Source organism: Gordonia sp. LMA167, from assembly GCF_058130025.1.
This window is the reverse complement of record NZ_CM176708.1, coordinates 3568847-3587748: the sequence shown is the minus strand read 5'-3', so window position 1 is coordinate 3587748 and position 18902 is coordinate 3568847. Positions and strand designations below refer to the sequence as shown.

General features: G+C 65.7%; 22 protein-coding genes. 5 read left to right on the top strand and 17 right to left on the bottom strand.

The features are described from left to right. Positions 1–94 precede the first annotated feature (94 nt). Positions 95–358, top strand: a complete 264-nt coding sequence (locus ACVT6V_RS16365; RefSeq protein WP_489894535.1) for a DUF2631 domain-containing protein — start codon at positions 95–97, stop codon at positions 356–358. Positions 359–411: 53 nt separating this feature from the next. Here ACVT6V_RS16365 and rlmN read toward each other — a convergent pair whose 3' ends face one another. After that, entirely contained in the window at positions 412–1518 is a 1107-nt protein-coding gene (rlmN, locus tag ACVT6V_RS16360; protein ID WP_489900842.1) for a dual-specificity RNA methyltransferase RlmN, read from the bottom strand. A 30-nt stretch (positions 1519–1548) separates the two neighbouring features. On the opposite strand from rlmN, the gene ACVT6V_RS16355 reads away from it, so the two are divergent. Then, entirely contained in the window at positions 1549–1935 is a 387-nt protein-coding gene (locus ACVT6V_RS16355) for a LapA family protein (protein WP_489894533.1), read from the top strand. Between the two features lie 28 nt (positions 1936–1963). On the opposite strand, the gene ACVT6V_RS16350 is transcribed toward ACVT6V_RS16355, so the two are convergent. The 5 genes from ACVT6V_RS16350 to rpsB form a co-directional block, all read right to left on the bottom strand. Continuing rightward, on the bottom strand, positions 1964–2848 hold the full coding sequence (locus ACVT6V_RS16350; protein ID WP_489894531.1) for a phosphatidate cytidylyltransferase: 885 nt from the start codon (positions 2846–2848) through the stop codon (positions 1964–1966). Between the two features lie 35 nt (positions 2849–2883). Next, positions 2884–3441 carry a ribosome recycling factor gene (frr, locus tag ACVT6V_RS16345; RefSeq protein ID WP_489894529.1) on the bottom strand — a complete coding sequence of 186 codons (558 nt, stop codon included), beginning with the start codon at positions 3439–3441 and terminating at the stop codon, positions 2884–2886. A 54-nt stretch (positions 3442–3495) separates the two neighbouring features. Beyond that, positions 3496–4236: a UMP kinase gene (gene pyrH / locus ACVT6V_RS16340; RefSeq protein WP_489894527.1), complete on the bottom strand. Its 741-nt coding sequence runs from the start codon at positions 4234–4236 to the stop codon at positions 3496–3498. 328 nt (positions 4237–4564) lie between these two features. Continuing rightward, positions 4565–5389: a translation elongation factor Ts gene (tsf, locus tag ACVT6V_RS16335; protein ID WP_489894525.1), complete on the bottom strand. Its 825-nt coding sequence runs from the start codon at positions 5387–5389 to the stop codon at positions 4565–4567. A 94-nt stretch (positions 5390–5483) separates the two neighbouring features. After that, positions 5484–6305, bottom strand: a complete 822-nt coding sequence (gene rpsB, locus ACVT6V_RS16330) for a 30S ribosomal protein S2 (RefSeq protein ID WP_489894523.1) — start codon at positions 6303–6305, stop codon at positions 5484–5486. Between the two features lie 382 nt (positions 6306–6687). Here rpsB and ACVT6V_RS16325 point away from each other — a divergent pair, with 382 nt between their 5' ends. Then, positions 6688–7257: a murein hydrolase activator EnvC family protein gene (locus tag ACVT6V_RS16325; RefSeq protein WP_489900841.1), complete on the top strand. Its 570-nt coding sequence runs from the start codon at positions 6688–6690 to the stop codon at positions 7255–7257. Here the strand turns inward: ACVT6V_RS16325 and ACVT6V_RS16320 are convergent. Together ACVT6V_RS16320 and ACVT6V_RS16315 are read right to left on the bottom strand one after the other, a co-directional pair. Beyond that, positions 7205–8125, bottom strand: coding sequence for a tyrosine recombinase XerC (locus ACVT6V_RS16320; RefSeq protein ID WP_489894521.1), 921 nt, complete (start codon positions 8123–8125; stop codon positions 7205–7207). The two genes, ACVT6V_RS16325 and ACVT6V_RS16320, sit on opposite strands and share 53 nt — an antisense overlap. A gap of 82 nt (positions 8126–8207) precedes the next feature. Further along, entirely contained in the window at positions 8208–9071 is an 864-nt protein-coding gene (locus ACVT6V_RS16315) for a siderophore-interacting protein (protein ID WP_489894519.1), read from the bottom strand. A 132-nt stretch (positions 9072–9203) separates the two neighbouring features. On the opposite strand from ACVT6V_RS16315, the gene ACVT6V_RS16310 reads away from it, so the two are divergent. Next, entirely contained in the window at positions 9204–9770 is a 567-nt protein-coding gene (locus tag ACVT6V_RS16310; protein ID WP_489894517.1) for a TetR/AcrR family transcriptional regulator, read from the top strand. Positions 9771–9789: 19 nt separating this feature from the next. Here the strand turns inward: ACVT6V_RS16310 and dprA are convergent, their stop codons facing one another. The 4 genes from dprA to ACVT6V_RS16290 all read right to left on the bottom strand — a co-directional run bounded on the left by dprA (position 9790) and on the right by ACVT6V_RS16290 (position 14245). Next, positions 9790–10920: a DNA-processing protein DprA gene (dprA, locus tag ACVT6V_RS16305; RefSeq protein WP_489894515.1), complete on the bottom strand. Its 1131-nt coding sequence runs from the start codon at positions 10918–10920 to the stop codon at positions 9790–9792. After that, a complete protein-coding gene (locus ACVT6V_RS16300; protein WP_489894513.1) occupies positions 10917–12452 on the bottom strand; it encodes a YifB family Mg chelatase-like AAA ATPase in 1536 nt (511 codons plus the stop codon). The genes dprA and ACVT6V_RS16300 overlap by 4 nt, the downstream gene beginning before the upstream one ends. Then, complete coding sequence (locus ACVT6V_RS16295) at positions 12449–12868, bottom strand: YraN family protein (RefSeq protein WP_489894511.1); 420 nt, start codon at positions 12866–12868, stop codon at positions 12449–12451. Before ACVT6V_RS16295 ends, ACVT6V_RS16300 begins: the two co-directional genes overlap by 4 nt. A gap of 108 nt (positions 12869–12976) precedes the next feature. Continuing rightward, entirely contained in the window at positions 12977–14245 is a 1269-nt protein-coding gene (locus ACVT6V_RS16290; RefSeq protein WP_489894509.1) for a hypothetical protein, read from the bottom strand. A gap of 547 nt (positions 14246–14792) precedes the next feature. On the opposite strand from ACVT6V_RS16290, the gene ACVT6V_RS16285 reads away from it, so the two are divergent. After that, positions 14793–15476 carry a DUF3558 family protein gene (locus tag ACVT6V_RS16285; RefSeq protein WP_489894507.1) on the top strand — a complete coding sequence of 228 codons (684 nt, stop codon included), beginning with the start codon at positions 14793–14795 and terminating at the stop codon, positions 15474–15476. A gap of 53 nt (positions 15477–15529) precedes the next feature. Here the strand turns inward: ACVT6V_RS16285 and ACVT6V_RS16280 are convergent, their stop codons facing one another. The 5 genes from ACVT6V_RS16280 to ACVT6V_RS16260 form a co-directional block, all read right to left on the bottom strand. Beyond that, positions 15530–15841 carry a DUF2469 domain-containing protein gene (locus tag ACVT6V_RS16280; protein ID WP_489894505.1) on the bottom strand — a complete coding sequence of 104 codons (312 nt, stop codon included), beginning with the start codon at positions 15839–15841 and terminating at the stop codon, positions 15530–15532. Beyond that, positions 15831–16523 carry a ribonuclease HII gene (locus ACVT6V_RS16275; protein ID WP_489894503.1) on the bottom strand — a complete coding sequence of 231 codons (693 nt, stop codon included), beginning with the start codon at positions 16521–16523 and terminating at the stop codon, positions 15831–15833. Before ACVT6V_RS16275 ends, ACVT6V_RS16280 begins: the two co-directional genes overlap by 11 nt. A 33-nt stretch (positions 16524–16556) precedes the next feature. Beyond that, positions 16557–17438 (bottom strand): signal peptidase I, encoded by an 882-nt coding sequence (gene lepB, locus ACVT6V_RS16270; RefSeq protein WP_489894501.1) that lies wholly within the window; start codon positions 17436–17438, stop codon positions 16557–16559. Between the two features lie 18 nt (positions 17439–17456). Beyond that, positions 17457–17798: a 50S ribosomal protein L19 gene (gene rplS, locus ACVT6V_RS16265; protein WP_223373955.1), complete on the bottom strand. Its 342-nt coding sequence runs from the start codon at positions 17796–17798 to the stop codon at positions 17457–17459. 80 nt (positions 17799–17878) lie between these two features. Then, positions 17879–18832, bottom strand: a complete 954-nt coding sequence (locus ACVT6V_RS16260) for a hypothetical protein (RefSeq protein ID WP_489894499.1) — start codon at positions 18830–18832, stop codon at positions 17879–17881. Positions 18833–18902 lie beyond the last annotated feature (70 nt).

The following is an 18902-nucleotide window of genomic DNA, read 5'->3' as shown; positions in this document are numbered from 1 at the left end:
CTACTACTACCGGCCGTCAGACTTTCCGACGGGTGGCCGGAGACGTGACCGCCCAGATCCCCGTCGAAACGGGTCCGCAGAGTGAGGAGCCATCGTGGCAAGCACCGAGGTTGAGCAGGTCGACACCGGCTGGGTTCGCGAGCCCGCGGATGCACCGTCGGCCCGCTTCGGATGGCACGGTCAGGCGACGAAATCCTTCATCATCGCCGGTTGGTTCTGCGTGGCCGCGCTGCTGCTGATGTTCATCGGCAACCACAGGGGCCACGTGGAAGACATCTGGCTCGCCGGCTTCGCTGCCGTACTCGCCTACTTCCTGCTGAGGCCGACTTTCGCCAAGCGCGGCCGCTGGAAGAACTGAGGCTGCGACCTCAGCGTTCCTCGGCCGCCAACTGACCGCAGGCGGCTGCGACCTCAGCGTTCCTCGGCCGCCAACTGACCGCAGGCGGCTGCGATCTCCTGCCCGCGCGTGTCGCGGACCGTGCATGACACACCCTGTTCGCGCACCCGACGGACGAACTCGCGCTCCACCGGCTTGGGACTGGCGTCCCATTCGGACCCCGGAGTCGGATTCAATGGGATCAGGTTCACGTGCACCAACGACCCCAGGGCCTTGTGCAGCTTCTCCCCCAACAGGTCCGCACGCCACGGCTGATCATTGACGTCACGGATCAGCGCGTACTCGATCGACACCCGACGTCCGGTGGTGTCGGCGTAGTAGCGTGCCGCGTCCAGAACCTCGGCGACCGACCAGCGGTTGTTGACGGGTACCAGCGTGTCTCGCAGCTCGTCGTCCGGGGTGTGCAGCGACACCGCGAGTGTCACCGACAGCCCCTCATCGGCCAGACGACGGATCGACGGTGCCAGACCGACCGTCGACACGGTCACCGATCGTGCCGAGATCCCCAGCCCCCCCGGCACCGGGGAGGTGATCTGTCGAACGGCACTGACCACCCGCTTGTAGTTGGCCAGGGGTTCGCCCATCCCCATGAACACGACGTTGGACAGCCGGCCCGGTTCACCGAACTCACCGTCGCGCAGGGCACGAGCAGCGGCACGGACCTGGTCGACGATCTCGGCGGTCGACAGGTTGCGGTCCAGACCACCCTGCCCCGTCGCACAGAACGGACACGCCATACCGCATCCGGCCTGGCTGGAGATGCACAGTGTGTTCCGATCGGTGTAGCGCATCAGCACGCTCTCCAGCAGCGTGCCGTCGTGCAATCGCCACAAGGTCTTCCGCGTGTCTCCGGCATCACACGAGATGTGTCGCACCGGCGTCAGCAACGACGGGAACAGCTTCTCGCCGACGGCGTCACGCGACGTCGACGGCAGGTCGGTCATCTCCTCGACGTCGCCGTTGAGCCGGCCGAAATACTGCCGGGCCAGTTGGTTGGCGCGGAACTTCGGCAGCCCGAGATCAGCCAGCGCCGCAACACGTCCCTCGGAGTCGAGGTCGACGAAGTGAGTGGGAGGACGCCCCCGTTTGGGAGCGTCGAACACGAGCGGCAATGACGGCATGGTGACATTGTCGCATGTCATGATGGCTGTATGACGACACCGGATCCGCAGCAGCATCAGCCGAGTGATGTCGGCGAGCCGACCGGGGGCACCGATCTCCCTCAGCCCGATCCCGACCATCAGGCGTTGCTGGCCGAACGTGACGAGCTCCGCACCAAGGTCAAGAAGGTGCAGCACACCCGCACCAGGGCCACGTTCTTCGGTCTCGTCATCGGCGCGATCATCACGATTCTGCTGCTGGTCTTCATCCTGCAGAACCTGGAATCCCAGAAGATCATGCTCCTCTTCTGGGAAGTCGATCTGCCCCTGGGTGTGAGCCTGCTCATCGCAGCGATCGCCGGCGCCCTGATCGTGGCGGCCGTCGGTGGTCTACGGATGATGCAGATGAGTCGGGCGCTGAAGAAGGCCAAGCGCTGACCGATCGCGCCGTATGACGCGCGATCCGTCAGAGAAGTGCGGTCAGCACGGCCCAGACGATGAACGCTGACGGCAACAGTGAGTCCAGCCGGTCCATGATGCCGCCGTGGCCGGGCAGCAGCGTACCCATGTCCTTGATGCCGAGATCCCGCTTGACCTGGGATTCGACCAGGTCTCCGAGCGTCGCGCACACCACCAGGACCGGGCCGAGGATCGCACCCACCCACCAGTGGGCGTCGAGCAGGAAGATGCCGCAGCACACCGCGCCGGTGGTGCCGACGACGAGCGAACCGATCAGCCCCTCCCACGACTTCTTGGGACTGATGGCCGGCGCCATCGGGTGCTTACCGAACAGGACGCCGGCGGCGTAGCCACCGACGTCCGAGCACACGACCACGACCATCAGCGTGGCCACCCGCGCCGCGCCGTGATCCTGGACCACCATGTAGGCGCCGAACGAGGCGAGCAATGGCAACCACGCGAGGACGAAAACACTCGCCGCCAGATTGCGCAGGTAATTCTCCGGCGCATTGTTGATCCCTTGCGCCAACAACATCCAGACCATGAGGACCAGAACGGTGCCGACGAAGGCCGTCAGCACTCCCGTCGGCCCCCACGGCCAGCTCGACCAGATGATCGCCTGTCCGCCGATCACCAACGGCCAGAACGCGATCTGATACCCGCCGTCGCGGAGGCGTTTGAACACCTCCCACGTCGCGATCGCGAAGGCCACCGCGACGATGCCGTACCAGATCTTCGGCGCGAAGAACAGGATCAGGATGATCGAGACCCCGAGCGATGCACCCACGCCGATCGCTGCGGGCAGGTTTCGTCCGGCGCGCGACTTCTTCTTCTCGCCCGATTGCTTGTCGCCGGGCACCTCGGGCTTGCTCGCGGACGATTCAGTGGCCATCGGTTCTGGTATAGACGCCCCGGGAAGGTCGGCGCTCACACTTCGAGCAATTCGTTCTCTTTGTGCTTCACCAGCTCGTCGACCTGGGCGACGTACCCGGCGGTCGTCTTGTCGAGTTCCTTCTCGGCACGGGTGACCTCGTCCTCGCCGGCCTCACCGTCCTTCTGGATGCGCTTGAGTTCGTCGACCGCCTTGCGACGAACGTTGCGGATGGAGACCTTGGCGTCTTCACCCTTGCCCTTCGCCTGCTTCACCAGCTCTCGGCGCCGGTCCTCGGTCAGCTGAGGGATCGCGACGCGGATGACGTTGCCGTCGTTGGTCGGGTTCACGCCCAGATCGGAATTGCGGATCGCCGTCTCGATGTCGCGCAAGGTGGACGCCTCATACGGCTTGATCACCACGAGCCGCGCCTCGGGGGTGTTGATCCCGGCGACCTGGGTGATCGGGGTCATGGTGCCGTAGTACTCGATGTTCACCTTGTTGAACATCGCCGGGTTGGCGCGCCCGGTGCGGATCGATCCCATGTCGTCCTTGGCGACACTGACCGCCTTCTCCATCTTCTCTTCGGCGTCCAGGAGCGCATCGTCGATCATCGTCGTCCTACTTCTACTAGGTACTGATTCAATTGGTGTCGGGTGCTCGGGTGATCAGGTGGCGACCAGGGTACCGATCCGCTCCCCCGCAACCGCCCGCGCGATATTGCCCTGCTCCAGCAAATTGAACACCAGGATGGGCATCTTGTTGTCCATACAGAGACTGAACGCCGTCGCGTCGGCGACCTTGAGTTCCTTGTCGAGGACCTCGCGGTGGCTGATCTCGGAGAACATCGTGGCATCGGGCACCACCCGCGGATCGGCGTCGAAGACACCGTCGACGCCCTTGGCCATCAGCACCACTTCGGCCTTGATCTCGAGCGCCCGCTGCGCGGCGGTGGTGTCGGTGGAGAAATAGGGCATGCCCATGCCGGCACCGAAGATCACCACACGACCCTTCTCCAGATGCCGTTGAGCGCGCAGCGGCAGATACGGCTCGGCGACCTGCCCCATCGTGATGGCCGTCTGGACCCGGGTGTTGACGCCGCGCTTCTCCAGAAAGTCCTGCAACGCCAGGCAATTCATGACGGTGCCGAGCATCCCCATGTAGTCGGACCGGGCGCGGTCGAGTCCACGCTGCTGCAGTTCTGCACCACGGAAGAAGTTGCCGCCACCGATGACGACCGCCACCTGCACACCCGTGGCGACGACCTCGGCGATCTGGTCGGCCACCGTCGCCACCACGTCGGGGTCGAGGCCGACTCCGCCGCCGCCGAACATCTCACCCCCGAGTTTGAGAAGCACACGCTTGTAGCCGTGACGCTCAGAGTCTCGCGGGGAGGGCGTTTCGCTCATGCATCTTCCTCACTGGTCGATTCGGTCAATATCGTACGTGGCTGCGTGGGCGGTTCGACGACATGCGGTCGACCAGGTGTCTGATTGCCGCGAAAACGGCATCACGACCTGGCGATTGTCGACGTCCTCGGCCTGAGTACCGACCGCATCCGCGGCCGGGCGCCCAACCCGGACACCTGCGATGGCCCTGGGCATTCACCACGAACTGGGTGAGGGCAGTTCCCCCGGGAGCTCAGCCCTGCACGTCCCGGACTCATCCGTTGACAACGAAAGACAGCCCCGCACCACCACCACGGTGATACGGGGCCGTCTTTGGCGTTTCAACAGATCAGGACTGGCCGACCTCGAAACGGACGAAACCGTTGACGCTCACGCCGGCCTCGTCGAGGAGAGCCTTGACAGTCTTCTTGGAGTCCTGCACCGACGCCTGGTCGAGCAGCACGACATCCTTGTAGAAGCCGTTGACGCGTCCTTCGACGATCTTCGGCAGCGCCTGCTCCGGCTTGCCCTCTTCCTTGGCGGTCTGCTCGGCGATACGACGCTCGTTCTCGACGATGTCGGCGGGAACCTCGTCGCGCGTCGCGTACTTCGCCTTCAGCGCGGCCACCTGCATGGCAGCGCCGCGAGCGGCCTCGGCCGCGTCGTCGCCCTCACCGGTGTAGGACACCAGCACGCCGACGGCGGGAGGCAGATCCGACGCACGCTTGTGCAGATAGACCGAGACCGGTCCGTCGTAGTAGGCCACCCGACGAAGCTCGAGCTTCTCGCCGATCTTGGCCGACAGTGCCTGCACGGCGTCGTCCACGGTGCCGTCGCCCAGCTTGGCGGTCTTGAGAACCTCGATGTCCTGGGTCTTCGCCTCGGCGGCGGCGGCCACGATCTGATCGGCGAGCTCCTGGAACTCGGCGTTCTTGGCGACGAAGTCGGTCTCAGAGTTGATCTCGATGAGGGCGCCGTCCTTGGCGGCGACGAGCCCCTCGGCGGTGGACCGCTCGGCGCGCTTGCCGACGTCCTTGGCACCCTTGATGCGCAGTTCCTCGACGGCCTTGTCGAAATCACCGTCGTTGTTGGCCAGGGCGTTCTTGCAGTCCAGCATTCCTGAGCCGGTGAGCTCACGGAGACGCTTCACATCGGCTGCGGTGTAGTTCGCCATCGTTGGCGAGCCTCCTTAGAGAGAGTGTCGAATGTCTCCCCGGGCCGGGTCGCGGCCCGAGGAGACTTCAGGACCGTTGGTGTTCGATCCGGTGTTACTGCGCCGGCGCGGTGCCGGCCTCGGCCTCGCCACCCGCAGGTGCGGTGGCCTGGGTGAGCAGTTCCTGCTCCCACTCGGCCAGCGGCTCGCCGCCGCCCGCCTCCGGCTTGGAGTCGTCAGACGACTGGCCGGCGCGGGCCTGTACGCCCTCGGCGACAGCCGATGCGACCACACGGGTCAGCAGGGCCGCACTGCGGATCGCGTCGTCGTTGCCCGGGATCGGGTAGTCGACGAGGTCGGGATCGCAGTTGGTGTCGAGGATCGCGATGACCGGGATGTTGAGCTTGCGTGCCTCACCGACAGCAATGTGCTCCTTGTTGGTGTCCACAACCCAAACAGCAGAAGGCACCTTGGCCATATCGCGGATACCACCGAGGGTGCGCTCGAGCTTGTTCTTCTCACGCGTGAGCATGAGGATTTCCTTCTTGGTGCGACCTTCGAAACCGCCGGTCTGCTCCATGGTCTCGAGTTCCTTCAGACGCTGCAGGCGCTTGTGGACGGTCGAGAAGTTGGTGAGCATGCCGCCGAGCCAACGCTGGTTCACGTACGGCATGCCGACGCGGGTGGCCTCTCCGGCGATGGATTCCTGCGCCTGCTTCTTGGTGCCGACGAACAGGATGGTGCCGCCGTGGGCGACGGTCTCCTTGACGAACTCGTACGCCTTGTCGATGTAGGTCAGCGTCTGCTGCAGGTCGATGATGTAGATGCCGTTGCGGTCGGTGAAGATGAACCGCTTCATCTTCGGGTTCCAACGGCGGGTCTGATGCCCGAAGTGTGCGCCGCTGTCCAGCAGCTGCTTCATGGTCACGACAGCCATGTCGTATCTATCCTTTGCGTGCAGTTACATCGACACCGGTCGGTGCCGATCCTGGCACCTGCTGCCGTGGTGGACCCGGTTGCGATGGCACCTCCGGGACCGCCCACCCGGCACTGTCAGCGACCCGTCCTCGCAGAGGAGGAAGTCGTCGCTTCGCAGGCGCGCGAAGTCACCTCACCGATTCCGATGAGGTGCGCCAGGAAGTTTACGCCGGTCACGGGTGGAAAACCAAAACCGGCCCCGCCCGTTCCCGGCGGCGGTCGAGAAGTTTTCGCCGACCCGGCATCGGTGGGAGCCGATCGGGGTCGCGGTGCGTCTGAAGATCATGATCTCTTGGGACTCGTCGACGCGGCCACGATGCCCGCCGTCCGCCCGGGTGGCGATGTTCGCGGTGGCGGAGTTGATCGTCGTGGCGTTGCTGCTGTTCGGCGTCCCGGCCATCGCCTCCGCGACCGGAGCTCGCTATCACCTGCCGTTGGCGCCGCCGGCCACCGTCGTCCGTCCCTTCGACCCTCCGGAGAAGCGGTGGCAGCCGGGGCATCGGGGTGTCGACCTCTCCGCGTCGCCGGGCAGCATCGTCCGCGCGGCCGGCGCGGGCCGGGTGCGCTTCGCCGGCCGGGTTGCCGGTCGGCCGGTGGTGTCGATTGCCCACGACGGCGATCTGATCACCACCTATGAGCCGGTCGAAGCGACGGTTCGGCAGGGGCAGACGGTCCGCCGAGGCGATGTGATCGGCACGGTGGACGCCGGGCACGAGGGTTGCCGCGCCGCGGCGTGCCTGCACTGGGGCGCGCGTCGGGGTCGTGGGCGGGCTGCCGTCTATCTGAATCCGATGGTCCTGATCGGCGCTGTTCGCATCCGGCTCAAGCCGGTCGCCGAGCACATCATCAGGAACCCGGTCATGCCCGGGGATGCGCCTGACGGTGTACGGCGCGCAGGCGCTCGACGCTGACGTGGGTGTAGATCTGCGTCGTCGCCAACGACGAATGCCCGAGCATTTCCTGGACGATGCGCAGGTCGGCGCCACCCTCGAGGAGGTGAGTGGCCGCGCTGTGACGCAGGCCGTGCGGTCCGATATCGGGGGCTCCGGCTGCCTGAACTGCCCGATGCACCACGGACCTGGCCATGCGCTGGTTGAGCCGTTTGCCTTTCGCACCGAGTAGCAGTGCGTCCCCGGAGTCGGGCCCGGCGAGTCGAGGACGGCCGTGACGCAGCCACCGGTGGATCGCGCGCCCGGCCGGTTCCCCGAACGGGACGGTGCGCTGTTTGTCGCCCTTGCCGATGACCCGCAGGACTCGCCGCCCGGCGTCGATGTCGCCGATGTCCAGACCGCACAGCTCGCCGACGCGAATCCCGCTGGCGTACAGCAACTCCACGATGAGCCTGTCCCGATCGACGATCGGGTCGTCGGCAGCCTCGTCCGGCACCGCGGCGAGCGCGGCGACCGCCTGATCCGGGGCGAGAACCGTCGGCAGGGTGCGATGGGCGCGGGGCGCCTGTAACCGGGTCGAGGGGTCCTCGCCCAGCACGCCCTCGCGGGCGGCCCAGGCGCAGAAGGTCTTCGCCGACGACACCTGGCGCGCGATCGAGGTCCTGGCGGCACCCCGCCGGGTGTGGTCGGCGAGCCATGATCTCAGCAGCACCAGGTCGATGTCCCCGACGCCGATCCCCCGGGCACCCGCATAGGCGATGAGTCCACGCACGTCCGTGGTGTAGGCCCGGATCGTGTGTTCACTATGACCCTTCTCGTACCGGAGAAAGGACGTGAAATCGTCGAGAACACTCGCATGCGGCATCGATTCCGGGGAATCAGCGGTCATGACGTCGACACAACAGCGCGACGGGCGCGCACGCAACCGCCCACGCTGACTGTTGCGCGATCGAAGCGTGCGGCGCAGCTCGCTACGCGCTGGCGCCGGCGGTCTCTTCGGCGGCTCGGAGTTCGGACTTCCATTGCCGGAAGCCCTCTTCGGTGCGCCCGCGCCGCCAGTATCCGGAGATCGAGGCGTTCTTGGCACCGACACCACGTTCCTTGCGGATGTATCCGCGCAGATTGTGCATGACCGCCTGTGCCTCACCGTGGATGAACACGTGTGGTTCCCCGTCGAGCCACTCGGCATCGCGTACCGCGGCGATCAGAGGCGCATTGTCGCCGGCCACGTCGTCGCCGACTTCGCCGGCGGGCCCACCTCGGTGCACCCAGACGATCTCGGCCGTCGGGGGCGCGGTGAGGGCGATCTCGTCCTCTGGCCCGCCGACCTCGATGAAGACCTTGGCCACGGCGTTCGCGGGCAACCGTTCGAGGGCGGCGGCGAGTGCCGGAAGACCGGCCTCATCGCCGGCCAGCAGGTGCCAGGGGGCGTCAGGGTTCGGCTGATAGCCGCTGCCCGGGCCGAGGAACCGGATGACCGTTCCCGGTTCGACTGTTGCCGCCCAGGGTCCGGCGATCCCCTCGTCACCGTGGACGACGAAGTCGACGGCGACCTCACGGCGGTCGAGGTCGATCGACCGCACCGTATAAGTCCGTAGCACCGGCTGCTCCTCGGGAGGCAGGAGGCTGGTCTTCTTACGATCGAGATCGGTGCCGCGGTAGGGCGCTCCGTCCGAACCGAACGCCAACTTGATGTACATGTCGGTGTCCCAGGTCGCCGGGTCGGCCGCCGGCACGAAATCGTCGAAGCCGTCACCACCGAGGTACAGGCGCACCAGGTGCGGGGTCAGGGCTTCGCGTCGCAGGACCGTGAGCGCGTTCGTTTGTTTGGCCATGAAGCCTCCTCTCCGGCACCACCGTACGCTTATTAGGGAAGCCTAACTAATCGGACAGACACAATAGGTTTGTGAAGTGCTCTAATCTGGGAGTTCAGTTCGCCGAATTGCCCACGAGCAGCAGAGGTCGTCATGCCGGAGTCATCGTCGTCGAGACGGGGATCCCGGCTCACGGTGGACGATTGGCTCGACGCCGCGATGCAGGTGCTGATCAGCGACGGCGCCGGCGCCATCAAGATCTCGCGCCTGTGCGACCGCCTCGGCGTCACCAAAGGCAGCTTCTATTGGCACTTCGCCGACATCGCCGCGCTGATGTCCGCGCTGTCCGATCATTGCCGAGCGGTCGAGGAGAGCGCCCGCCAAACCCTGGCCGAGCTGGAGAAACGCTCGCCGATGGAGCGCATCGGAGCCATGGGGGAATTGGTCAGCGACCCTCGTCGCAGGACCGTCGAGGCGGCCCTGCGGGCGTGGGCGGAAACCGATTCCTCTCTCGCACAGGCGGTGGTCGCGCTCGACCACACGACCTTTGACGTGGCCAATGCCGCGTTCCGCGAGCTCGGGTTCGACGAGGTCGATGCGCATGCCCGCGCAACCGCGCTGGTGTACGTCGGGATCGGCTACATGCAGGGCGGCGAGCGTGTCGCGCGTCCGACCGAGGACGACAAACGCATCTTCGTGGAGATGCTGACCCGTAAGTGACAAATCCGCGGCGCATCCGTCACGGCAGTTGCCACGCACCGTCGATGTTCACCACGTGTCCACTGACGTCCATCCGTGCCAGCGCGGACCGGACCACACCGATACCGAGGCCCGCCGAGAAGGCGATCTCCTCGATGGTGACAGCGCCACGGGCCGGGATCGCGTCGTGGACGCGTTGTTCGTCAGCGGAGAGACTGTCGGTCGGCCGCGTCCGGCCGCGCCCGGTGTCGAGGCCTGCGTCGGGTGCGGCGAGCGCGATCGCCGCGTCCGTGTCGGCCACCAGTACGGCGAGGTCGTCGGCGATCATCTGATGGCAACCGATCGAGGTCGCCGACGTCACCGGGCCCGGCACCGCACCCAGTGGGCGGCCGAGTTTGCGCGCCCACGCAGCGGTGTTGGCCGCCCCGGAACGGCGACCGGCTTCGACCACGACCACCGCCGACGCCATCGCGGCGACCAGCCGATTGCGGGTCAGGAACCGGTGTTTGGCCGCCGTCGTGCCCGGTGGGTACTCGGAGACGACGAGGCCCTGCTCGGCGATCTCGGCGAGCAATCGGGCGTGGCCGGCCGGATAGTCGCGATCGATCCCGCAGGCCAACACCGCCATCGTCTGCCCACCAGAGGCCAACGCAGCGCGATGCGCCACTCCGTCGATTCCGTATGCGGCTCCCGATATCACAGCCCAGTTCGCCAGGACGAGGCCCGCCGCGAGGGTGGATGTCACCTGCTCGCCGTAGCCGGAGGCAGCTCGGGAACCCACCAGGGCAATGCCTGCGGCCGCCACCTTGTCGAGGCGTCCCGGTCCCCGCACCCACAACGCGACTGGCTCGCCGCCCCGAAACGCCGTGTCGGCCTGCCCCAGTGCCATCAGGGCCCATCCGGGCCATTCGTCGTCGTCGCGGGTGACCAGTCGTGCTCCGGTCTTCTCTGCGATCTCGAGGTCATCTGCAGCACAGTCGGTTCCGGCCCGAGGTCCCGTTGCTTCGAGTACCGCATCATGTCCGGGCGGCACCACCCCTGACCGGATCGCTGCTGCCGCTTCGACCGGCCCGAGCTGATCGCAGAGCGCCAGCACCGCACCCGATGGCGGTTCGGCTACTCGAGCGAGGTAGGCCCAGGCCAGCCGGACGGCGTCGTCTGCGCTGGTCATCGATGACCCCCTCGGTCCCGATACAGCAACGCCTCGGCGACCTCGGTCTCTGATGGTTGCTCGCAGCCCTTCAGGTCGGCCAGTGTCCAGGCGAGTCGGATCGCTCGATCCGCGCCGCGCGCGGTCACCCGGCCGTCACGGAGGAACAGCTCAACCGGCCGCAACGCCGAAGGAGGCAATCGAAAGCGTTGCCGCAGAGCAGAACCCGGAACCTCCGCGTTGGTGAGCCACCCGTGGTCACGCCATCGGGCCAGTGCTGCGGCGCGGGCCTCGGACACCCGGGCTCGCATGGCGTCGCTGGATTCCTCGACAGAGTTCATCAGGGCGGTGTTGCCCGGCGGGTCCATGCGCACCCGGATGTCCACCCGATCCATCAGTGGTCCGGACAGCTTGCCGAGATATCGGCGTCGTGCGACGGCCGAGCAAATGCAGTCGATGTCATGTGCCGGCGCGCAAGGACATGGGTTGGCCGCCATGATCAATTGAAATCGCGCCGGATAGGTGGCCACCCCGTCTCGTCGCGACACCCGGACCTCCCCTTCTTCGAGTGGCTGACGCAGTGAATCAAGCACTTTGGCACCCATCTCGGCGCATTCGTCGAGGAAGAGAACGCCCCGATGAGCACGGGAGACCGCCCCCGGTCTCGCGAGCCCGGTTCCGCCACCGAGCAACGCGGTCACGGAGGTGGTGTGATGCGGCGATATGAACGGCGCCTCGGTGATGAGAGGGTGCCCGGATCGAAGAGTTCCGGCGATGCTGTGAATGGCGGTGACCTCCAAGGATTCCTCTGGGCCCAACGGCGGCAGGATGCCCGGCAGGCGGCGGGCGAGCATCGTCTTGCCGATGCCCGGCGGCCCGGTCATCAAGACGTGATGTGCTCCGGCAGCAGCGACCTCGAGCGCGTGACGCGCCTCGGCCTGCCCTACCACGTCGGACATGTCGTGGATCTCCGGCGGCGGCGGACCCGGCCCGTCCTCGGCGACCGTGTCGAGCACGTGATCACCGGCCAACCAACGCACGACCTCCCCCAGCGTGCGTGCCCCGCCCACATCGAGGTCACCCACCAGTGCGGCCTCGGCGACGTTGGGCATCGGGACGACCGCATGGGTGAAGCCGTCGTCCCGAGCCCGTTTGAGCGCAGGCAGCACTCCACGAACCGGTCGCAGCGCCCCGTCGAGTCCGAGCTCACCGAGGAACACGGTGCGGTGCAGCCGCGTCGTGGTGGCCTGCGCGGTGGCGGCGAGGATCGCGAGTGCCATCCCGAGGTCGAAAGACGAGCCGCTTTTCGGCAGATCGGCCGGCGCCAGTGACACCGTCACCTTCAGTTCCGGGAACTTCAACCCGCTGTTGGAGATCGCGGCGCGGACGCGATCCCGCGCCTCCCGTAGCGAGGCATCGACCTTGCCCGTCACCGTGAAGGCCGGCAACCCGGAACCGACGTTGGCCTGGATCTCGATGGGCTTGGCGTCGAACGCGTTGAGTCCCACAGACTGCACACGTCCGAGCCCGGTCACCAGCGCGGGGTCGGTCATTCGAACACTCCCTGGTGATGGCGGACCACGGCGAGATCGGTGGCGATGGGATCACGCGGATCGAGCTGAATCGAGATGACGTCGAACCGGATCCGCGACCACCATCGGTCGCGGTTCTCGGCCAGCCACTGTCGGGCCAGGCGCCGCATCCGCGCCAACTTCAGCGGCGTGACGGCCATGACCGGGTCATCGAACACGCGCGACGCCCGGGTCTTGACCTCGACCACCACCAACTCCGAGCCTTCGGCCGCGATGAGATCCAGTTCGCCATAACGGTTTCGCCAGTTCCTCGCCAGGACTGTCCAGCCCAGATCAACAACCTTGGCGGCGGCCAGGTCCTCCCCGATGCGGCCGATGTCCGCTCTGCTGGGCCGCCCTCGAGGTGTCGACGACGGCTGGGATGCGTTCTCGCTCATGCCACAAGCATCGCTGCGGCGCACCACGTTTCAGCTCATCGTCGACGACTTCGCGGACATCTGTGGATGGTTCGGCAACTGTGGATCGCGGCCCTCTGCGCCTCAGACTCAGAGGCGCAGATCTTTGTCCGGGTTGTCCGACCCGTCCGACACAGACCCGGACTCTCCGGCCCCACCCGTCGTCGCCTCCGGCGTGGCGGCCTGCGGGGGCGCCCAGTCACCGATCACGGGCGGACCCACCAGAGGCAGGCTGCCGACGATCTCGGCTCCATTGTCAGTGGTGTGCAGATAGTGTGCGGCCTTGTGGTTCTTGCTCTCGGACCCACGCGCACGTGACCCATGTGGGGCCCCGCCCATCGAGGTACCACTGCGGCCGGGGCCCGAGCCGACGGGAGTCGTCGAGCTCGAGGTGGGACCCGTGGTCGGCGCCGCGGCGGCCAGTGGACGCGAAAGTGTGGAGCCCGAACCCGATCCGCCAGCGCCACCGAGGCCGCCCACACCACCGCCGATTGCGCCGCCGCCGATCTTGCCGCCGGCACCTCCCGCGCCGAGCATTCCCGGCATCATCATCGCGGCCGGTGTCGCCGAGCCGTCAGCACTGTCCGGCCTGCCGAGTCCGCCACGGCTCAGGCTGTCCAGGTCATCGCCCCCACTGCCACCGCCGGATGGGTCGTCGCCGAGAGACAGCGGCTTGTCGGCTGCGGAACTCGCATCCGACGCTGTCTGCTGAGCCGCACTCGCCGCCCCGGCCGGGTTTGCCGTCGACGCTGCAGCGTCTTTGCTCCCGTATTCACCGAGGTCTGTGGAGCCACCGGCGGTCGTGTGCGTTGTCGATCCGCCGGACGCACCTCCCCCGCCCGCGCTGCCGGCCCCGGTCGAGGCGCCTCCCGCGACCCCACCGGAAACTCCGCCCCCGCTCGCCGCGGCAGGCGAGTGAACGCCGTCACCGGCCGAACTCATCGGCGCGTTGTAGGTCTGGGTCATGAGCAGTCCGGCCTGCATCATCGCGCCGTAGGCATCGCCGAGTGGATTAGCCATCTCTGCCCGTAGTGCCGCCAGGCGCCCTGCTTGGGCCTGTGAAGCCGTCAGCACCGCCTGCGCATTCACGAGAGCGGCGACCCCGGGGCTGGCGCCGGCGGCCGCGGAGACGATGTCACTCGAGATCTGCCGAGCCTTCTCCGAGCTTTCCGACGCAGCCACGCCCTGCAGACCGTCGCCGCCGAATCGATAGAGGGCGGCCGCAGCGTCGTGCGCAGCAGAGATGGCCTGCGCCAACGCCTGCGCATCCGCAGCCGCGGACTCCGGCCCCATGGATTCGATCCGTGCCAAGATCTGCTGGATCGCGACAAACCAATCGGTGTTGCCCCCGCCCGTCACCGACCCCCCGATCTCGCTCGGTCCCCACGGACCTCTGATCCTCCCGATCTGGCCCGCTATGCTACAGGCAATTCGTGGGGATTCGTCGGCCGACGCAGACGCCAACCGCCTGGAACCAAGTGCGGCAGCATCACGTCGAATGACTGTGGGAGGGATTCGATGAGCGGTGGACCCAAGACCAGTGACTCCGGCGTGCCGCTGTGCCTCGCGCCGCCCGAGGCGCCGGAGATAAAGCCGCCGCCGGATCAACGGGATTGGCACGAACCGACGCCGGGGGCGATGGTGCTCACGGAGCGCGGCCTTTGGGAACAGCGTGCCGCCGCGGCGACGGAAGCTGCTGAGGCGCTCCAGCGGTGCCTGGATACAGCATCACGCATCATGCTGGCGAACTACCTCGGTGACGGATGCGAGGAAGGTGACAGCCTGCGGACGCACATAAGGGCGGCAGTTGCCAGCGATCAGGGTTGGTCAGGCAGGCTAGTCAATCAGATAGCTAGTCTTAAAGAACTTGCGGCAGCGAGCTCTGCGGCTGGCGTGCACCTCCAAGATGCCGATCAAGTATCTGCTTCGAACTTTCCAAAACCACGGTCGTAAGAGTTTCCCGATGAAGCTTCTCCGCCTAGCAGCTCTATCTCTGTTCCTATTGCTACTTTTCGGATGTACTGACAGCACAGAGCCGTCATCCGGCGACAGCCCTTCGTCCCCCTCCGAAACGACCTTCGATGGTCCGAGGCAGACTGATGATATCGGCGCACGACTTCCCTTTACAACGAAATTCTTCCAGAGGTGGAATAAGTCGAACGACGGAACAACATACGAACCCTGCACTGCGATTGACGATTCAATCGCTGCGTCGTTAGAGCTGGATATGTCATCAATAGCGGACGCGGCCACTGTCGACGGCCAGACGCTTCGGGGTTGCGCCTGGCATTATTCGGGCTCATCGTTAGAGGACTGGTCTGTACACCAATTAGTTGCGGATTTCGATAGCCTCGAGGCGTACAAGTCCACCAATCACTCGTTCAATTGGCTTAGTGACTCAAAAGTGGGCGAAAGAAGAATAGGCGTAGGTTCGCTGAATTCAAACGAGTGCTTCACCTACGTACAGTCACAAAACTCGGGTGTAATTACTGGCGTTACATTCGCAACTTTGCCCAGGCCACCTCTGACGGAGATATGCCAAAAAGCTATCGAGTTCACAAAGGCGACTATTCGGAAAATTCCGGAATAGTGTCTGTGTCAACCGACGATGTTGGGCGCAATGGCTTCTATTGAAAGACCCCATCACGGCTCATCCGGCAGCCGCAGCTCCGGCTTCTCGAGCTCCTCGATGTTGACGTCCTTGAAGGTGATGACACGGACCTGCTTGACGAAGCGCGCGGGCCGGTACATGTCCCACACCCAGGCATCGGACATGCGCAGCTCGAAGTAGATCTCGCCTTCGGTGTTGCGGGGCACCAGCTCCACGGCATTGGCGAGGTAGAAGCGCCGTTCGGTCTCCACCACGTAAGTGAACTGACCGACAATGTCCTTGTACTCGCGGTACAGGGAGAGTTCCATCTCGGTTTCGTACTTCTCGAGATCCTCAGCACTCATTCGATAAGCCTATCGTGGTCGGGTCGGGGCCGGAGGTCACGCGGGACGCGACATTCCGGTAGGACATGCGGTGTTGCGGGGATGGTCCGTGACGGTCGATGCAGGCCATGTGGTGGGCGGTGCTGTACCCCTTGTGAACTGCGAAATCGTACCCTGGCAGGTCACCGTCCATGGCCACCATGATGCGGTCACGGGTCACCTTCGCGATGATGCTGGCAGCAGCGATGCAGGCGGCCGCACCGTCTCCCCCGATCACCGGCAGCGAGGGCACGGTGAGCCCGGGGACGACGAAGCCGTCGGAGAGCACATAGCCGGGCGTGACGTCGAGGCCGGCCACCGCCCGGCGCATGCCTTCGATGTTCGCGACGTGGATCCCGATCCGGTCGATCTCGTCGGCGGGTATCACCACCACACTCCAACTCAGCGCGTACTTGGTGATCGCCTTGTACAGGGTTTCACGTACCGCTTCGGTCAGTCGTTTGGAGTCATCCAGATCCGCGAGTGACGCCAGCTGAGTCGGTTTGAGCACACACGCCGCCACCACCAGGGGGCCTGCGCAGGCTCCCCGGCCCGCCTCGTCGACGCCGGCGACCGGGCCGAGCCCGTTGCGCTGCAATGCGAACTCGTACGTTCGCAGGCTGGCGGCCCGGCGTATCGGAAACCGCGGCGGCCAGCGGCTCATCGTCGTAGTCCCCACATCATTCGACCTGCGCCGTCATGACTGGGGGTTATACGAGGACACACCACCGATTCGCGAGAAGGGATAGATGATGAAACGAACCTTGCCACGGATGTCGCTGACCGGGACGGTGCCGTGGTACTCGTCCTCCATGTGGAATCGGGAATCGGCCGAATTGGCGCGGTTGTCCCCCATCACCCACACATTGCCCTCCGGCACCTTGATCGGACCGAAATCGGGTCCGTAGCACGAGTTCGGCTGTCCATCGGGACCTGCAGCGAACTCGTTGCCGGCGGCCACGTCCTGGGCCTGCAGCGTCTTGTCCACATAGGGCTCGGTCAGCGGCTTGCCGTCGACCTTCACACCTACATTCTCGGCGTTGTGGCACTCGACGGTCTGTCCTCCCGTCGCGATCACACGCTTGACGAGATTGTTCTCGTCAGGCGGTGCGAAACCGAACCAGGAGAGCGCATTCTGGATGCCGTGCACCACGGTGTTGTCCGACCGCGGCGAGAGCCATGCGCCGTCCCAGGACTCGGTCGGCGCCTTGAACACGACGACGTCGCCGGGATGCGGCTCACCGAAGCGATAGGTCAGTTTGTCGATCACGATCCGGTCGTTGCTGCAACCCGCACAACCATGCAGGGTCTGCTCCATCGACTCCGACGGGATCACGTACTGCCGTCCCACAAAGGTCTGTAGCAACCAGGTCAGCAGTAGAACGCAGCCGATGATGATGACGGCTTCGCGCAGCAACGAGCCACGCTTTTGCGGTTTGTCCTTCTTGCTGTGCCAAGGGCGCTCGTCCGGGTTGTTGCCGTCCGGACCCCGGTCCCGCTCCTCGGCAGAGGAGGTGTCCGCAGTCGGTCGCTGCGAGTCGGAATTTGAGTCGCTACCCGAAGAATGAGTGTCGGCCACGTCGTCAGGGTAGACGCGTCAGCGCTTTTCCTTGATCTTGGCTGCCTTGCCACGCAGATCGCGCAGGTAGTAGAGCTTCGCGCGACGCACGTCACCGCGGGTGAGAACGTCGATCTTGGCGATGTTGGGGCTGTGCACCGGGAAGGTGCGCTCCACGCCGACGCCGAAGGACACCTTGCGCACGGTGAAGGTCTCGCGGACGCCACCACCCTGGCGACGGATCACGACGCCCTTGAACACCTGGACGCGTTCCTTGGTGCCCTCGATGACCTTGACGTGGACGTCAAGGGTGTCACCGGGTCCGAATGCGGGGATGTCGTCGCGGAGCGACTGCTTGTCGAGGAAGTCGAGGGTGTTCATCGTGGTTGGTCCAATCTGGCGTTCGCGTGAACAGAGGAACCTGGCGGCCCCGCACCCGACCTCCCGAGTAGATCGGGTGGTCACCTGTGGGGTTCGACCGGTTCGTGCTCCGAGTCATGGGTTGTGCCCGGGCCGCGTCCCGCCGAAGTACTCTTTCGGGCGGGGACATCGTCGCCAGGCAACCCGACTATTGTGCCAGATAGACCCCTGTGCGGCGAAATCGCCGGTGGCGGCGGCGCCGGATGAACCACCTGATCGAGGCGATCCTCGGTGGCCGCCCGCACATGTGGCAACACATCAGGTGTCCCGGCGATCAGGTCCTGCACGAAGATCTTCGCGCGGATGAACGGGCGACGCAGCTTGCGCTCCCGTTCGATGGCCCGTTCCAGTTTGCGTGGACGCGACAGATACCGCCACCGCGCCCACGGCGAGGTGGGGCGCGCCAGACGGATGACCCCGACGATGAGCAGCGGCCATGCGAAGACCCCGACGACCCCGGTCCACACCTTCCCCTTGAACACGACGACCGCGGCGAGTCCGAGATTGATCACTGCCGCGACGACGTCGATGACGACCGTCCGGCCCACCCGGACATCGCGAAGAGCATCGAAGTAGAGGTCGAGTGGCCGGAAGCCGAGCAGGATCATGCCGGTGGCGGCAACGGCGATGAACACGGCATCCACCGACGTGCGGCCTTCATGTGACCAGTACACATCGCGTAGGTAGAAGATCAGCGCGAACTCGTCGAGGATCAGTGCGGCGCCGATCCCGAACAGTCCGGCCAATGCCGACATCGCCGCCTGGTCGTCGCTCAACCCGAAAGCGATGAGTCCCAGTCCGGACAGCAATGTCAGGACCACCCCGAACACGACGTGATGCACATGGGTGTCGCCGGTGGTCACATTCGAGAACCACCACCGAGTATCGGCGCGGATCAGGCGCACGCTGATCCGGATCACGATGAACCCGATGATCAGTCCGAGAAAGAACACCAACAGCGGAAGGCGACCACGCTCGATGATGTCGTGGTTCATCCAGTCCCCGGCTCGATGCGAGAGCCAATGGTGCACAACACCAGACTAGGGCGTCAGACACGCCCCCGTG

What these genes read in the sequence shown, in the direction of transcription:
- rlmN (WP_489900842.1), bottom strand. Translation starts at nt 1,518, where the DNA reads ATGCCGTCATTGCCGCTCGTGTTCGACGCTCCCAAACGGGGGCGTCCT.
- ACVT6V_RS16355 (WP_489894533.1), top strand. Translation starts at nt 1,549, where the DNA reads ATGACGACACCGGATCCGCAGCAGCATCAGCCGAGTGATGTCGGCGAG.
- ACVT6V_RS16350 (WP_489894531.1), bottom strand. Translation starts at nt 2,848, where the DNA reads ATGGCCACTGAATCGTCCGCGAGCAAGCCCGAGGTGCCCGGCGACAAG.
- frr (WP_489894529.1), bottom strand. Translation starts at nt 3,441, where the DNA reads ATGATCGACGATGCGCTCCTGGACGCCGAAGAGAAGATGGAGAAGGCG.
- pyrH (WP_489894527.1), bottom strand. Translation starts at nt 4,236, where the DNA reads ATGAGCGAAACGCCCTCCCCGCGAGACTCTGAGCGTCACGGCTACAAG.
- tsf (WP_489894525.1), bottom strand. Translation starts at nt 5,389, where the DNA reads ATGGCGAACTACACCGCAGCCGATGTGAAGCGTCTCCGTGAGCTCACC.
- rpsB (WP_489894523.1), bottom strand. Translation starts at nt 6,305, where the DNA reads ATGGCTGTCGTGACCATGAAGCAGCTGCTGGACAGCGGCGCACACTTC.
- ACVT6V_RS16325 (WP_489900841.1), top strand. Translation starts at nt 6,688, where the DNA reads ATGTTCGCGGTGGCGGAGTTGATCGTCGTGGCGTTGCTGCTGTTCGGC.
- ACVT6V_RS16320 (WP_489894521.1), bottom strand. Translation starts at nt 8,125, where the DNA reads ATGACCGCTGATTCCCCGGAATCGATGCCGCATGCGAGTGTTCTCGAC.
- ACVT6V_RS16315 (WP_489894519.1), bottom strand. Translation starts at nt 9,071, where the DNA reads ATGGCCAAACAAACGAACGCGCTCACGGTCCTGCGACGCGAAGCCCTG.
- ACVT6V_RS16310 (WP_489894517.1), top strand. Translation starts at nt 9,204, where the DNA reads ATGCCGGAGTCATCGTCGTCGAGACGGGGATCCCGGCTCACGGTGGAC.
- dprA (WP_489894515.1), bottom strand. Translation starts at nt 10,920, where the DNA reads ATGACCAGCGCAGACGACGCCGTCCGGCTGGCCTGGGCCTACCTCGCT.
- ACVT6V_RS16300 (WP_489894513.1), bottom strand. Translation starts at nt 12,452, where the DNA reads ATGACCGACCCCGCGCTGGTGACCGGGCTCGGACGTGTGCAGTCTGTG.
- ACVT6V_RS16295 (WP_489894511.1), bottom strand. Translation starts at nt 12,868, where the DNA reads ATGAGCGAGAACGCATCCCAGCCGTCGTCGACACCTCGAGGGCGGCCC.
- ACVT6V_RS16285 (WP_489894507.1), top strand. Translation starts at nt 14,793, where the DNA reads ATGCCGATCAAGTATCTGCTTCGAACTTTCCAAAACCACGGTCGTAAG.
- ACVT6V_RS16280 (WP_489894505.1), bottom strand. Translation starts at nt 15,841, where the DNA reads ATGAGTGCTGAGGATCTCGAGAAGTACGAAACCGAGATGGAACTCTCC.
- ACVT6V_RS16275 (WP_489894503.1), bottom strand. Translation starts at nt 16,523, where the DNA reads ATGAGCCGCTGGCCGCCGCGGTTTCCGATACGCCGGGCCGCCAGCCTG.
- rplS (WP_223373955.1), bottom strand. Translation starts at nt 17,798, where the DNA reads ATGAACACCCTCGACTTCCTCGACAAGCAGTCGCTCCGCGACGACATC.
- ACVT6V_RS16260 (WP_489894499.1), bottom strand. Translation starts at nt 18,832, where the DNA reads ATGAACCACGACATCATCGAGCGTGGTCGCCTTCCGCTGTTGGTGTTC.